Annotated in this window: 15 protein-coding genes; 5 read left to right on the forward strand and 10 right to left on the reverse strand. The window is 60.7% G+C overall.

Features of this window, described 5'->3' with window-relative positions:
* Positions 1-350 precede the first annotated feature (350 nt).
* A complete protein-coding gene (locus BDK88_RS03095; RefSeq protein WP_130499123.1) occupies positions 351-1,178 on the reverse strand; it encodes a glycerophosphodiester phosphodiesterase in 828 nt (275 codons plus the stop codon).
* 167 nt (positions 1,179-1,345) lie between these two features.
* On the opposite strand from BDK88_RS03095, the gene BDK88_RS03100 reads away from it, so the two are divergent.
* Positions 1,346-1,603, forward strand: a complete 258-nt coding sequence (locus tag BDK88_RS03100) for a hypothetical protein (protein ID WP_130499124.1) — start codon at positions 1,346-1,348, stop codon at positions 1,601-1,603.
* A gap of 90 nt (positions 1,604-1,693) precedes the next feature.
* Positions 1,694-2,362 (forward strand): NADPH-dependent F420 reductase, encoded by a 669-nt coding sequence (npdG, locus tag BDK88_RS03105; protein ID WP_130499125.1) that lies wholly within the window; start codon positions 1,694-1,696, stop codon positions 2,360-2,362.
* A 94-nt stretch (positions 2,363-2,456) separates the two neighbouring features.
* On the opposite strand, the gene BDK88_RS03110 is transcribed toward npdG, so the two are convergent.
* Positions 2,457-2,777 carry a thioredoxin family protein gene (locus BDK88_RS03110; protein WP_242611598.1) on the reverse strand — a complete coding sequence of 107 codons (321 nt, stop codon included), beginning with the start codon at positions 2,775-2,777 and terminating at the stop codon, positions 2,457-2,459.
* A gap of 66 nt (positions 2,778-2,843) precedes the next feature.
* Here BDK88_RS03110 and BDK88_RS03115 point away from each other — a divergent pair, with 66 nt between their 5' ends.
* Positions 2,844-3,005 (forward strand): preprotein translocase subunit Sec61beta, encoded by a 162-nt coding sequence (locus BDK88_RS03115; protein WP_008010615.1) that lies wholly within the window; start codon positions 2,844-2,846, stop codon positions 3,003-3,005.
* Between the two features lie 127 nt (positions 3,006-3,132).
* Here the strand turns inward: BDK88_RS03115 and BDK88_RS03120 are convergent, their stop codons facing one another.
* On the reverse strand, positions 3,133-4,113 hold the full coding sequence (locus BDK88_RS03120) for a hypothetical protein (RefSeq protein ID WP_130499781.1): 981 nt from the start codon (positions 4,111-4,113) through the stop codon (positions 3,133-3,135).
* Positions 4,114-4,167: 54 nt separating this feature from the next.
* Entirely contained in the window at positions 4,168-4,383 is a 216-nt protein-coding gene (locus BDK88_RS03125; protein WP_130499126.1) for a DUF4177 domain-containing protein, read from the reverse strand.
* Positions 4,384-4,560: 177 nt separating this feature from the next.
* Between BDK88_RS03125 and pdxT the strand changes: the two genes are divergently transcribed.
* A complete protein-coding gene (pdxT, locus tag BDK88_RS03130) occupies positions 4,561-5,178 on the forward strand; it encodes a pyridoxal 5'-phosphate synthase glutaminase subunit PdxT (RefSeq protein ID WP_130499127.1) in 618 nt (205 codons plus the stop codon).
* 119 nt (positions 5,179-5,297) lie between these two features.
* Here the strand turns inward: pdxT and BDK88_RS03135 are convergent, their stop codons facing one another.
* From BDK88_RS03135 to BDK88_RS21690, 6 genes are all read right to left on the reverse strand, one after another.
* Complete coding sequence (locus BDK88_RS03135) at positions 5,298-6,032, reverse strand: hypothetical protein (protein WP_242611599.1); 735 nt, start codon at positions 6,030-6,032, stop codon at positions 5,298-5,300.
* Between the two features lie 110 nt (positions 6,033-6,142).
* A complete protein-coding gene (locus BDK88_RS03140; RefSeq protein WP_242611600.1) occupies positions 6,143-7,315 on the reverse strand; it encodes an eCIS core domain-containing protein in 1,173 nt (390 codons plus the stop codon).
* A gap of 440 nt (positions 7,316-7,755) precedes the next feature.
* A complete protein-coding gene (locus BDK88_RS03150) occupies positions 7,756-8,724 on the reverse strand; it encodes a hypothetical protein (RefSeq protein ID WP_130499128.1) in 969 nt (322 codons plus the stop codon).
* Positions 8,724-10,031, reverse strand: coding sequence for an eCIS core domain-containing protein (locus BDK88_RS21685; RefSeq protein WP_242611601.1), 1,308 nt, complete (start codon positions 10,029-10,031; stop codon positions 8,724-8,726). Before BDK88_RS21685 ends, BDK88_RS03150 begins: the two co-directional genes overlap by 1 nt.
* A gap of 137 nt (positions 10,032-10,168) precedes the next feature.
* Entirely contained in the window at positions 10,169-11,125 is a 957-nt protein-coding gene (locus BDK88_RS03165) for a hypothetical protein (RefSeq protein ID WP_242611602.1), read from the reverse strand.
* 5 nt (positions 11,126-11,130) lie between these two features.
* Positions 11,131-12,357, reverse strand: coding sequence for an eCIS core domain-containing protein (locus BDK88_RS21690; protein ID WP_242611603.1), 1,227 nt, complete (start codon positions 12,355-12,357; stop codon positions 11,131-11,133).
* A gap of 88 nt (positions 12,358-12,445) precedes the next feature.
* Between BDK88_RS21690 and BDK88_RS03175 the strand changes: the two genes are divergently transcribed.
* Positions 12,446-14,929 carry an ATP-binding protein gene (locus BDK88_RS03175; RefSeq protein ID WP_242611604.1) on the forward strand — a complete coding sequence of 828 codons (2,484 nt, stop codon included), beginning with the start codon at positions 12,446-12,448 and terminating at the stop codon, positions 14,927-14,929.
* Positions 14,930-15,026: the final 97 nt, after the last annotated feature.

Here is a 15,026-nt window from a genome sequence, read left to right on the forward strand (position 1 = left end):
CACAATCCGGGTAGCGCCCCACACAGCCATCGTCACGTCGGAGACGCTGTGACGAAGCGGTTCGAAACACCGGCCGAGACAGCACCTCGGTACGCGACAGAGATTCATACTCGCCGTCTTACCACGATAGCATATATCAAGGTACACGACGCATCTGCAGGCACTACTTATCGACCGAACCACGCAGTGGCAATCCGACCAGGAGACGAGTTTCCATCGTGACTCGAGCAACGATGGATGCAAGCTGCGGTCCCAACCGGATCGATCTAGTACTCCGTCACGCGTCGACGTGCGAGTCGAACCAGAGAACCGCGATCGGTTCGACCCGCAACGCCAGGCGTGACGAACCACTAGTCACTCGAGTCCCGAGCCAACCCGGGATAGTCGGCGACGATGCCGTCGACCCCGGCCGCCGCGAGCGCGTCGAACTGCACCCAGTTCGTCGCTGTCCAGACGTTGACCGCACGCCCCTCCGCGTGGGCTACCTCGAGGACGTCGATCGCGGGTTCGGCTGCGGGAAAGCCGGCATATGCCGTCTCGGCCAGGTGCGTCCCGGCGATCGCGTTCCGTGGCGGGTGGATCGCCTCACAATCGTAGCGCCGTGCGATCTCGAGACCCGCCTCGAGGTCGTCCCACACCAGCGGTGCCACAGGGTAGTCGGCGACCGCTCGGAGCGCTGCGATCGCACCCTCACAGAACGACGAGAACAGCAGGTCGCCGCCGAAGGTCGCACAGTCGGCGACGACACGCTCGACGAACGGCTGCCACACCTCGCGGCGCTGGTCGCGGTCAGCCGGCGAGAGTGACTCACCGACGCGCAGTTCCGTCGTCCCAGGATTCTTCAGTTCGACGTTGACGCCGACCGTTTCGGGGACGGCCGCGAAGAACTCGGCCAGCGTCGGCACCGTCGCGTCGGTTCCCAGCACGTGCGTCTCCTGCAGTTTCTCGAGCGGTGTCTCCCAGACGAGTCCGGTAGCGTCCGTCAATGGGCGACCGTTGCGGCTCCCATCGAGGCGCTCGTCGTGGATTACCACCGGGGTACCGCAGGCGGCCGGCTGAACGTCGATCTCGAGCATCGCGGTCTCGTTGTGGGCGGCCGCGCGTGTGGCTGCTTCGACGGTGTTTTCGGGTGCGATGCCGGCGTAGCCACGGTGTGCGATGAGGGCAGGATGGGCCATACCGGAGCGTCGGGGGGTTAGGTATAGTAGCCACTGAAAGTCACTGCACACCCGATCGCGCGGCGGCTGTGCGATCGGTGTGTGAATCGTTCCAGTTAATGGAACCTCCGCTCGGACGTGGCGTGTTCTGGCCCGCCGTTGATCCCGGTTCCCCGTGAACCGCCGCTATGACCGAGCCCACGCTCGCGACCGTCGAACGCGCGCTCGATTGCGCTGCCGACCTCGAGACAGAGGACGCCGTCGCCGTGTTGCAAGCGGCTCGCGACGATGTTCGTGAACTCGCGGGCGAACCAGACGTCGACGCGGACCGCCGGCAGGAACTCGAGACGCGCCTCGAGCAGCGGCTCCGCGAGGTGACCGAACGCGACGCCTACGACAGCGGGCTCGGAGCGGCGATGAACCCCACCGAAGACGACGCGCCATAGGAGGTGGTCGAGCGCAGCCGCCGCTCGAGAACGCGGCGAGATCGGCCGCCCTCCCGCCCTTTTATTCGCGTTCCGTCCCGAGACATTCGTATGCGAATTGCACTACTTGGCGGCACTGGCGATATCGGCGAAGGGCTCGCGTTGCGGCTTGCGCGGGATACGAGCCACGAGATCCTCATCGGCTCTCGGGATCCCGAGAAGGCCCGCGACGCGGTCGCGGAGTACGAGGCGGCACTCGAGGATCACACCGACTCGGTCGACATCAAGGGCTTCGCCAACGAAATGGCCGCCGACCGCGCGGACATCGTCGTGTGCAGCGTTCCGCCGTACCACGTCGGCGACACCGTCGAGGCGGTCGCCGACAGCCTCGATTCGGACACCGTCCTCGTGACCCCCGCCGTCGGCATGAAAGGTGACGAAGATGGCCTCCACTATCATCCGCCGTCGGCCGGCAGCGTAACCGAGCTCGTCGCCGAGCGGGCTCCCGACGAGGTGCCCGTCGTCGGCGCGTTCCACAACCTCGCGGCCGGCGCACTCGCCGACCTCGAGACCGACCTCGATCTCGATACGCTCGTCGTCGCCGACGACGAGGCGGCCCGCGACACCGTCCTGAATCTCGCAGGGGAACTCGAGGGGCTACGTGCGCTTGCGGCCGGCCCGCTGGCCAACGCGGCGGAAGTCGAAAGCGTCACGCCGCTGGTCATCAACATCGCGAAGTACAACGACGACATGCACGACGTCGGCGTGAAGTGGGTCTAGATCTCGTACGGTCGTCTCCCTCTGCGCGACGAACAACCCGTGACAGCGCGGCCGCTCGTCGGTCAATGAAACGAGAATAATCGCTGCTGGTCGTCTACGCGCCGGCGGATTCGAGGGCGTCCTCGAGGTCGTCACGCTGGGTGACGCCGACGAAGCGCTCGACGATACCGTCGTCGTTTTCGATGACGAGCGTCGGTAGCGATCGAACCTGGTACTCGTTGGCGACGTCCTGTTGTTCGTCGACGTTTACTTTCTCGACTTCGAACTGGCCCTCCCAGTCTTCCTCGAGCTCCTCGAGGATCGGGTCCTGGGTCTTGCAGGGGCCACACCAGTCAGCGTAGAAGTCCTTGAGTGTGACGGTCATGCGGTCAGCTCTAGTTGCCACGCGCTGCGCATAAGGGTTTCCCACTGCCATCGCAGCCCATTCTCTCGACGGACGGTCGGTCGAAAGGTTTAGTTCCGGGGGCCCATAGGAACGGATATGGACAAAGGACAGAACACCGGCGGGCTGATGTCCAGTGCCGGACTCGTCCGGTACTTCGACTCCGAGGACTCGAACGCTATCCGTATCGACCCCAAGACGGTCATCGCGTTCGGCGTCATGCTGGGCGTGCTCGTTCAGCTGCTGACGTTCATCTCGTAACTCGCCTTCTCTCGACCCGTTCCCTTTCAGCAGCGTCTCGAGCAGCGCGTCATAGTGACTGCGATAGCCGAGCGACGTCGACGATGGGTCGGTACTCGGTGGACCGGAACGTCGTCCGAATCGTAGCCTACCGCTGTGAGTCGCGGAGGATGAGTGGCTCGATTGCGAGCGTGCGCTTTGCGGCCGTGACGATCCGGAGCACGTAGGCCGTAAACAGCAGAAACGGCACGAGCGTGATCGTAAACGCCAGTCCGATCGCCAACGTCATGTTCGCGACGCCGAGTGTCTGTCCGGGGAACGTGCCCGCATCGACAACGGTGAGCATGATGCCGGCGATGACCAGCGCCGGCACCGCCGCATAGAGGATCATCTGCGAGAGCGAAACGAGCGCCCACTCGAAGTACAGGGTCTTGACGTGTTCCCGCGCCGGGCCGAACAGGCTCAGCGCGGTCTTCAGCTCGTCTAACAGCGCCAGTTCGTCCTCGGAGAGATCGTCCTCATACTCGTTTGCGATCCGTTCGACCTGAAAGATCTTCCAGCCGTAGTTGTAGTTGAGCGCGGCGAACAAGACGTCGAAGGTCCCGAACGACGCACCCTCGAGTTGGTCGCGGACGGTTTCGGAGTTGCCGACGAGACTATCGGTGAACTCGTCGACGTCCTCTTGGAGCCCGTCGGCGTCGTTTCCAGAGACCTGTTCGCGAAGGTCTTCGGCTCGCTGCTGCGCTACGCCGACGATTTCCCGGAGAAACGTCGACGGATCAGCCGGGCTAGGTGAACCGATCAGCTCCTCGGTAAAGTCCCGGAAGTCCATCGAGTTCTCCATTCGATCGCGCTGGTCGCCAAGCGGCCCGTTCTCCTGAGAAAGGACCAGCTGACCGATCGTGACGACGAGCGTGGTCCCGGTGATGATAGCCGAGAGCATCGTCGAAAACATCGTTTCGATCGTGTCGCCGGTCTGTAACTGTGGCGTCAGCGGCTTCGGGAGCAGGGTGACAGCCGCGACGAAGCCGACGAAGACGACCAGCGTCAGGACGGCGGTTACGTGAAGGCGGTTCGCGCCGAGGAGCAGCCAGATCTTGAGGTGGCTCTCGCCGGCACGCTCGCGCATCGTGTTTGCCGTCCCGATGTCAGAGGAGGTGTCGTTGCGATCGTTCACGTCGGGTCACTCCTCGTTGGCACTGCCGGCGACCGCGGCCGGGCGCTTGAAGACGAGAAACTTGGTCCCGCCATTCGTGTAATCGATCGTCTCGACGAGTTCCCAGCCGTCATCGCCGTGCGCGTTCAGTGCCGCTTGCGGGTCTTCGGCTTCTTTTTTCGTTTCGTCACGGGGTGGTCTGAGCGTCTTGTACTCCCATCGACGCACGTCGGAGTGACTCATCACTGCTTTCCCAGACGTGGTCAACGCCAGTAAGACTGGGGCAGGACATATTCCAACCGAACTGTTCCCAGCACTGTACAGACACCGGCCAGCGCCGCCGGGCATCGACTTCAGTCATCGTTCGTCACGGGAGCCCGTGACGCGACCTTTTTGAACGCGCCATCCATACCCGCGGCCATGTCCCTCACTGCTGGCGTCGTCGCGGTCCAAGGCGACGTCGAAGAACACGCCGCCGCCATCGAACGCGCCGCCACAGCCCACGGCCGCGAGGTCACCGTCCACGAGATCCGCGACGCGGGGATCGTCCCCGAGTGCGATCTGCTGGCACTGCCCGGCGGCGAATCGACGACTATCTCGCGGTTGCTCCACAGCGACGGCATCGCCCCCGAAATCGAGGCGCACGTCGCCGCCGGCAAACCGCTACTCGCGACCTGTGCCGGCCTCATCGTTGCCTCGAGCGACGCCGGCGATGACCGAGTCGACGAACTGGGGCTACTCGACGTCACAGTCGAGCGCAACGCCTTCGGCCGCCAGAAAGACAGCTTCGAAGCGCCACTCGAGGTCGCGGGCCTCGACGAGCCGTATCCGGCGGTGTTCATCCGCGCGCCAGCGATCGACTCGGTTGGCGACGCCGAGGTACTCGCGACGTGGGACGACCGGCCGGTCGCGGTCCGAGACGGCCCCGTCGTCGGCACCGCGTTCCATCCCGAATTGACACCCGATAGCCGGATTCACGGACTGGCCTTTTTCGAAAACGAGGCCGCAGCGGTGCCGGGACTCGAGGAGTCCGCATAGGACGACCGATCGCTCGAAATCGTTCCCGAGCGGTGCGCTCTTCGTGACCCGACACAGCTGCGTGCGGGATACTCGTTCTGTGTGGTACCCCTCTATCGCGTGCATCGCGGACTGATCGCTTAGAGGAGGTTCAACAGTGGTGCGAACAGCCCTGCATTGAACGTATCCTCAGCACGGTACCCGCTGACGTTGGCGTTGTAATCGTGATATGAGGGAACAGCGTCACGGTTCATACACCGAACCATCATGTGGTCCGTCCCAGGACCCAGAACGCGATACTCGTCAGGTGGGTCCTCACCACGAGCGAGGTAGCTATCCCGGATCTGACAGCGAAGATGGTAGGTCAGGAACTCTCGGAACTGATCCCTGTCAATGTCGATAACGACGTGCTCGAGGCGTGTATCTGGTGTTCGGGCTGGATAGGGGTCATCGCCATGGACGAGGCGATCGTCATTGATGCCAGCGTAGTACATCACGTGGACGTCGGACGTGGCGTCGATGTCGCTCCCATCGTCAGTAAGGTAGACATCGAGTTTGTGCTCGCGGTACTCGTTCATCGCCGCACCGGGCGGGACGGGATCCGGACGTGGCTGTGCGATAGTTGCATCGTACGCGCCAGCCAGTTGCCGATAGTAGTGATCGAAATAGCGATTCAGGTCGTCCTCGGGAAGGTTCGCGACGGCGTCTTTGACCTGCTCGATCCGATTACTTCGGAGGTACCAGGGAGCCGTGTCGTGCTTGGTGTTTTGCGCGACGTACCACTTGGCGTAATCCCGCGCTTGATCGACCATCTCGTTGCCATCGCTCGTTCGCCTGTCCGGGTCGTCCGGGTAGCCGTCTTGTTCGTGATACACGATTTCCAAACTTCCCTTTTCAATCGAAATTTCGTGAATTACGTCGTTATTGTCATCAACATCAATTCCAATACCATTCTCATTTTCACCAATAATCTTACCGTTCATTATTATCTCACTCCAGTCGGATCATTACCTGCACCAGTTCCCTGGGCTTCGTCAAGAGTTGATTCGGACTTGAGTCCGAGAATCTCGAGCACTTGCTTTCGGTTGTTGTAAATCGCCTGAAGGGCAGCACCCGAAAGCGATCCTATGATTTGCCCGAAGGGCAGCCCTGACTGTTTCCCGGCTTGGGTCATCCCCATCTTGAGGGCTTCCCCGGTTCCGGCGTCGCTCATCTTCTGGAAAATGTTCCCCTCGAGGTTATTCGAGAGGGCTTCAACTTTGGCTTGCAGTTTATTCTGATTCTCTGCCAGTGCGTAGAGGCGTTCATCGAGACCGGACACGTCATCAACGTCTGTCAGCGGCAGCCCCGATCCGGATTCGCCGTGGTATACGATGTCTTTCAGCGACGGCAATACACCCTTCTCCGACCGCTGGATGTGTACTTCTGTTGTACCTAGACGTTGAATCCCTAACTCACCGCCTTGCATTACCCGTTGAGCTGTCTCTTCAGCTTCGCGTTCCAACCGCGGATCAGGATCGATCTCGAGACCGAGATCCTCCTGCGGCAGCATCGAGATTGCCCCGCCAGTTTGCTGGCGGACGTGCGCGAGTTCGTGTGCAAGGACGTGCTGGCCTTCTGGTGATTCAGGATCGTACTCACCTGAGTTAAACGCGACGTGATTGCCGACGGTGAACGCCCGCGCGTTGATCTGCTCGCAGGCCTGCGCCGCCTTCGGCCCGGTGTGAATCCGCACGTCACCGAGCGAGTCGCCCATCCGATCTTCCATCACACGCTGGATCGACGGATCCAGCGACCGGCCAGGTGAGGAAATAACGTTCCGGACCGAGTCGGGAACCCGTGTCTCACCTGCCGAATTCGTGTCCTGTGTCGCCGTGGTTCGCTGGAGCGGCGTTGGCGCACCACGATGCCAGTGCTTTGCGGAACGCGGATCGTTCGTTGCTCGCTCGGTGGCTGATTCGGTTCGCTTCCTCACCCGCTCGAGGCGTTCGGCGGCACCGAGTCCGCCGATCGAGTGGGGCATTTCTCCATCTGCTGCTGATGTGTCGCTCGGCCGCTGGACTGTGGCGTCTGCGGTATGCGACTGTCGGATCGAAAGCGGCGTCGACGATGTCGACTCGTCGGACGACCGCTGCGATCGCTGAGCATATCGTCCCATCGCTGTGATATTCCCTCATTTTAGTCCCAAAGTATTAGTATTTACTATTGCACTATATCTAAATTTTAATCCTCGAGTGTTGTATTGGTTTGCGTATCGATCGAATGGTGAGACCACACGAGCGCATGGGCGCTGATTCGTGGGATCACAGGCAGCTACGATAGCAGTGTCTCCGCTTCGGGGTCGTGACACCCAAAATATATATCAAGTATTTTGTATGCAGCGATGGATTCGAGACGGCCGTTGCCGAGGACACGACACGGGTCGGGAGGGTAGATACCCATCCGAACAAAATACTCCCTGAGCTGGCACTTGAGGTGGTGATCGAGGTATTCGCAGAAGGCCTCGCGCGAACGCGGACCAATCCCCGACCGTGAACGCTCGAGCGTTGCCCAACTGATTACCGATCGGATTCTGGCCAATGGGACAGACCATGCGTCTTATACGTCAGTCAGTTGCCCATCGCGGTGTTCTGCAGGTTCCAGTGCGTCCCAGTCGATCGTCGCGCTAGGATCGTGGTACCGCTGATAGTAGTCGTAGTGTTCGTACAGGGTCGCGATTTGATGTTTTCCGAGCCCTTTGATCCGAAACGGTTCGGGCGGAACGACACCCATCTCGATGTAGCAGTCCCGGACCTGACAGCAGAGATTATGGACGAGCTGGAACTGAAAGTCCTCGACACCGTCCGGTGCGAACGGTTTTACGTCGAACCGTGCGTCCGGATCCCGCTCGAGGTCGGGTTGGCCGTGGCGTTCGTGATGGTACTGGCCGCTGGCATCGTCCCAGCGAACATGAACACCCGAAGTTACGTCGATCGTGAGATCCGACGGCTCTGGCACGGCCGCGTCCGCCGGTGCTGCCTCGAGGAGTCTCGCGACGAGCGATTCGATGGACTGTGCAGGCTCGTCGGGAAGTGTGGACACCTCGAGTTCGTCACCGAGATCGGCCAGCGACGCGAGCGTGTCGTCTGCGAGGCCAAGATAGATGTCCTGCTGGTAGCTGACATGACCAGGAGCAGCGCCCTCCGGCAACGGAACGGGGCGGTCAGCGTCACCGAAATGACTTCGGACCTGAGCGTACAACCCACCGAAATACTCGAGGACAGTCTCACGATCTAACTCGGCAACGGCGACTGCGGCCGCGAGGATTCGATCCGGATCTTCTCGCCAATTGATCGTGTCGTACCCGCGCTCACGGTTGACATAGTATCTCGCGTATCGGCGAGCCTGATTGACTGGCTCGTTCTCGTCTATCAACGAGCGGTTCTCGAACTTGTCTGGATAGCCATCTTGCTCGTGATATTTGATTTCACCATCAAATTCCATCTCGATGCCATGCTCGATGTCATTATTATCGAGAAGGTTAACCCCAACACGCTCGTCGTTTTCTCCAGTAATAACTGCCTTCATTAGTTCACCTCTCCCATCTCTAAGACTCCCTGTGAATTACCTGAACCAGTGTCTTTACCAATCATTTCGGCGGCCTGTTTAGCGATCGTCTCCACCCAACTCTGAGGCGGCTCGTGCTGCTCGAGTGTGGCGATCAAGTCTCCTTCGGCAACGGAGTCAGCACGCAGCTGCGAGTCGATTTCATCCGCTGCAGAGACTGCTGCCTTTGCGGCTGGATTCGACTTGAACGCAGCGATTCCTGCCTTCTTGAAAACGCTGACCCAGTCGATTTCCTGCGCCCCGGACACGACTCGCTCGAGCAGTGACTGCGGATCAGTGACCTCCTCGAGCGCGGCCGCCGTCTCCTCGGCACCGGTCGTCCCTGTAAAAAACTCTCGTCGGGAAACCTTCTCTTTCCGCTGAATGTGCACGTCCGTTTTACGGAGCCGCTGAATGCCGAGCTCGCCGCCTTCCATTACCCGCTGAGCTGTCTCTTCAGCTTCACGTTCCAACCGCGGATCAGGATCGATCTCGAGTCCCCGCTGTTCTTGCGGCAGCATCGAGACCGCACCACCGGTCTGCTGTCTCACGTGCGCCAACTCATGCGCGAGCACGTGCTGGCCCTCTGGTGACTCTGGATCGTACTCACCTGAGTTAAACGCGACATGATTGCCGACCGTGAACGCCCGCGCGTTGATCTGCTCGCAGGCCTGCGCCGCCTTCGGCCCGGTGTGAATCCGCACGTCGCCCAGCGAATCTCCCATCCGATCCTCCATCGCACGCTGAATGGACGGATTCAGCGACCGGCCGGGCGAGGAAATCACGTCCCGAACCGAGTCGGGAACCTGCGTCTCACCGGCTGGACTCGTATCCTGTGCCGCCGCCGTGGTTCGCTGGAGCGACGTCGGAGCATTACGTCCGGCGTTCCAGTGAGCACTGGGGTGTGAACCGCTCGGTACCCGTTCGGTGGCCGATCCGGCCTGACTTTTCGCTCGCTGCAGCCGTTCGGCAGCACCGAATCCGCCGATCGATTTGGGCATTTCTGCATCGGTTGCTGTCGTGTCGTTCGGCCGTTGAATCGAGCTATCTGAGTCCAGTGACTGTCGGATCGAAAGCGGCGTCGATGACGTCGACTCGTCGGACGACCGCTGCGATCGCTGAGCATATCGTCCCATCGCTGTGACATCTACTTGCTTTCGGTTGTTGTAAATCGCCTGAAGGGCAGCACCCGAAAGCGATCCCATGATTTGCCCGAAGGGCAGCCCTGACTGTTTCCCGGCTTGGGTCATCCCCATCTTGAGGGCTTCTCCGGTTCCGCCGTCGCTCATTTTCTGGAAAATGTTCCCCTCCAAGTTTGATCGACAGTTCATTGACCTTGGCTTGCAGTTAGTCCTGATTCGCTACCAGCGTGTGAGAACACCACAGTGGCGAATCAACGATTCTGGCAGATATCCACACAAGACCGTTACTTCAGCAGTGCCTCGTTCTTTGGATCGTGGAATTTCGGATAGAACTCGACCTTGTTGTACCGTTCAGTGGCTTCGTAGCGTCCGTATCCGAGGACCTGAAACGCTTCGGGTGGCTGGACGCCCATTCGGACGAAACAATCGCGGATCTGGCACTTGAGATTAAATGCGAGATATTCTTGGAAGTCTTCAGGCGATTGTAGATCGATCGGCACGAGTTCGAAGCGCGCGTCTGGCTCACGGTCCAGTGACTGTGTTGCCTCAGTCACATGCTCGCGGCCACGACTGTCGAGATACGCCATGTGCAACGCTGAGACCGAGTCGATGTACGCTGCTTCGGAGACGTCAATGTCGTTTTCGGCAACGAGATCGCCGAGTGCGTCGCCGAACTCTTCCCAGGCAGTCCGCTCGTTAGTATCGAGGTCCGTAACTGACTGTTCGTGGGCGTCCGGTTCGTCAAGATCGATCCCATACTCACTCGCAAGAGAGATAGCCCCCTCAGCGACCTCGGTTTCAGTCGGGTCAACGCCGAGATATATGTCTTTCCGGTAGAGGACAGACTCCTCGTCAACTCCAGATGGAATATCTACGATGCGCTCGGTGCCGATATGGTGACTCGCCATCTGCTGGTAGAGATCTCCGAACAGGTCCATGCACTTCTCAGTGGACATCGACTCGAGAGCCTGCCTGACGATGTTCAGCCGTTCCGGATGGATCAGTGGTGGTACCGTGTCGTATCCTCTCTTGGCAAAGACGTAGTATTGGGCGAACTTCCGTGTCTGACTAACGTGTTCGTTACCTTCCGGCGTCCGCTTGGCTGCCTTATCGGGATAGCCATCTTGTTCGTGATACTTGACATCTCCGGATTCACCCATCTCAATTAGGTGCTCAACATCATTGTTATCGAAGACGCTGAGGCCGATTCTCTTGGATTCTCCAGTGATGATTGCATCCATACGTATCACCTTCTACTCTGCGCATCTCCAGTCGAGTTGTCAGATACAGTATCCTCTCCAACGTACCGCTCCATAGCATCTTTGACACGCTGGTCAATGACGGTAAGCAAATCGCTGGCCGACTCGGCGGCGTTGGTCATCGCCTGCGTGCCGTCATCGAAGAGACGTTCGTAGATGCCACCCACTGCGCCACCGGCGAACCCGCCAATAAGTGTGCCAACCCCTGGGCCCATCAGTGCCGTCCCGACAAGTCCACCAGTCGCCGCCAGCGTTCCTTTGCCAGTTTCGACGCCGACCTTCTCGGCGGTAGACTGGCCAGTGTTTTTGACCTCGACGAACAGTTTCTGTTGGTTCTCAGCCAGCGCTTCGACCTTGGCAGCGATCTGATCTTTTCCCTGAACGTCGGTCATCTCCGGTGCAGGGTCGTTACCAAGCACGTCCTTGCCCTTCTGGACGAATGATTTGCCTGGGTATCGCTGCAGATGTACCTCGGTCTTGGCCATCCGCTGAATGCCCAATTTGCCACCTTGTATCACTCGCTGAGCAGTCTCTTCGGCCTCACGTTCTAACTGCGGGTCGGGATCGATCTCGAGACCGAGATCCGCCTGCGGAAACATCGAAATCGCCCCGCCGGTTTGCTGGCGAACGTGTGCTAACTCATGGGCTAAGACGTGTTGTCCCTCTGGTGACTCAGGATCATACTCTCCAGAATTGAAAGCAACGTGATTGCCGACGGTGAACGCCCGTGCGTTGATCTGCTCGCAGGCCTGCGCCGCCTTCGGCCCGGTGTGAATCCGCACGTCGCCGAGCGAATCACCCATCCGATCCTCCATCGCGCGCTGAATGGACGGATTCAGCGACCGGCCGGGCGAGGAAATCACGTCCCGAACCGAGTCGGGAACCTGCGTCTCACCGGCTGGACTCGTCTCCTGTGCCGCCGCCGTGGTTCGCTGGAGCGACGGCGGAGCACTACGTCCGGCGTTCCAGTGAGCACTGGGGTGTGAACCGCTCGGTGCCCGTTCGGTGGCCGATCCGGCTTGGTTTTTCGCTCGCTGCAGCCGTTCGGCAGCACCGAATCCGCCGATCGATTTGGGCATCTCTGCATCGGTTGCTGTCGTGTCGTTCGGCCGTTGGATCGAGCTATCTGAGTCCAGTGACTGTCGGATCGAAAGCGGCGTCGACGACGTCGACTCGTCGGACGACCGCTGCGATCGCGAAGCATATCGTCCCATCGCTGTGATAGTCCCTCATTTTATCCCCAAAGTGTTAGTATTTACTGTTGTACTACAGCTAAATTTTATCAGCGAGTACTGTATTGGTTTGCGTATCGATCGGATGGCCTACGAGACCACACGAGCGCATCTGTTGGACGAACTCGAGCGAATCGGAGCCCTCCTCGAGGCGTGCATAGAAACCACGGACACGATCCCAACGGGAGAGATGCCGGCGACCGTGACCGAGGTCGAATTGGCAGATGAGCCAGTAGCTCTGTCATATGGACTGCCGGCCGAGACGGTTCATCACCTCACCGACCGTGCGGCGCGGATCGACGAGCGGTGTCAGCAGTCACCGCCCGCTGTCACACTTCGGCTGCAGCAGCTGACCGACCGCTTCGGCCTGTCTCGAGCGCATCTCGACGTGTTCATGCTGGCACTCGCACCCGAACTCGACGCCGACTACCAGGGCTTTTTCCGTGAACTACACGGCAACGGAATAACGCACCCGACAGTCGGCTTGATCGGCGAGTTGTTCTCCCGAACCGAGACACAGCAGCTTGCTGCAACCGCGCTGGTGGGGCAGCAATCTCCGCTTCGCCAGCACGATCTGGTGGCGCTTTCAGCGCCAGTCGAACCGAGTCGCTCGAGCCAGCATCGGCTCGTAACCGTCGATCCCCGACTCGTCTCGTATCTCGAGGGACACGTCGATCTCGATCCTGCGCTAGAAGAGGTCGCAACCCTCATAACGCCCGATCAATCGCTCAATGAGCTCCTGCTCGAACCACACGTCCGCGACCGACTCACGTCGCTGGCAGCGACAGATGCAGCCGGCGGTCGCTACTACTTCCACGGGCCAGCGGGTAGCGAGCGCGATGGTGCGATCGAGGCGCTGGCAGACGATCGACTGCTCCGTGCGTCGCTGCCGGCGGTCCTCGAGACAAACGGGGGCGATGAGGGAGATGAGAACGCACTCGAGCGCCTCCATCGAGAGGCACTGCTTCAAGATTGTCCGGTCCACCTCACGAACGCTGACACCCTCCGCGAGCGGGAGACCGAGCACACGCTCGAGACGATTTTCGACCGGTTTGCCGACCTCGCGGCACCGCTGTTCGTGACCGGGACTGCGGCGTGGCGACCGACGGGAACGACCGTCGATATGGACGCTATCCTCGAGTTCCCGCGACCCTCGTTCGACCTGCGCCTGGCGTTTTGGGAGGACCACGCCGACGCCCTGCCCGACGACGTCGAGCCGGCGACACTGGCCGGCACGTTCGAGCTCACGCAGGGACAACTCGAGGGGGCGCTGACAACGGCCCGGTCGGTAGCCGATGGCGACGACCTCACCGCTGCAGATATCTATGACGGCTGTCGCGCCCAGTCTGATGACGGCCTCGACGACCTCGCCCAGCGGATCGAGCCTGCAAACGACTGGGACGATATCCAGCTGCGTGAGAAGACCGACCGCAAACTACGACTGGTACGTGACCACATCACGGAACAGGCGCGCATCTACGGCGAGTGGGGCTTCGATGCGGGCGGATCGCGAGCGACTGGCGTGGTCGCGCTCTTCAAGGGGCCGTCGGGGACGGGGAAGACGATGGCCGCAGAGGTGCTCGCTGCCGACGTTGGGATGGCGCTGTACAAGATCGACCTCTCGACGGTCGTCTCGAAGTACATCGGCGAGACCGAGGAGAACTTAGAACGGATCTTTCAGGCTGGCGCCCAGTCGAACGCGATCCTGCTGTTCGACGAGGCGGATGCGGTCTTCGGCGACCGTGCCGACGTAACCGACGCAACTGACCGCTACGCCAATGCCGAGGTCAACTACCTGCTCCAGCGCATCGAACGCTACGACGGCGTTGTCGTGCTAACGACGAACAATGCAGCCAACATTGACGACGCGTTCGAGCGCCGGATCGACCACACCGTGTGGTTTCCAACGCCCGAGCCGCCGGTTCGTGAAGCGATCTGGCGGACCGCCTTCCCTGACGACGCACCGACCGGCGACCTCGAGTACGATCTCCTCGCAGCCATCGAGCTAACGGGCGGCCAGATCGCGAAGATCAGCCGGATGGCGGCGATCATGGCCGCCCGCGACGAGCGCATCGAGATGCGACACGTCGTTCGTGCGATCGAAGCCGCCGTCAGCACGCGACAGCTCTATCCGCTCGAGACGAGCGAGTACAGCCACCTTCTCCGGAGCGTCGACGTCGCGCCCGAATCGGACGACAACGATCAGATGGTCGACGAGCAGGCAGGCGACCGCTCGCCCGAAGACGTCGTTCGGCTGTTCGTCGACTTGCTTGCCGACGGCGAGGGCGACCGCGCTCACGAACTGTACCACTCCCGGGCGCTCGCCGACGAGTTCTCGCACAAAGAGCAGCTGATCCTCTCACACGGCGACCTGTCGATCGCCGGGGAGATCGAGCGCGTTCGAGACGACGACGATCGAGTCGTACTAAAGCTGACCCGAGAGTGCAACGGGGACCGGGCGACGCAATCGTACGAGCTACGGCCCGAAGACGGTGCCTGGCGGATTTTCAACCTCGAGCGTGAACGCGAGACAACCGTCGTGCTCGATCGATGAACAGGGATCTGATGCTCCCGTATGCTGGACCGAGACCTCGAGCAGTGCCGTCGTGCATGCATTCGCGACCGGACGTGTTTTGCCCCTACCGTCCCAC

Origin of the sequence: Natrinema hispanicum (genome assembly GCF_004217335.1) — an archaeon.
GTDB lineage: Archaea > Halobacteriota > Halobacteria > Halobacteriales > Natrialbaceae > Natrinema > Natrinema hispanicum.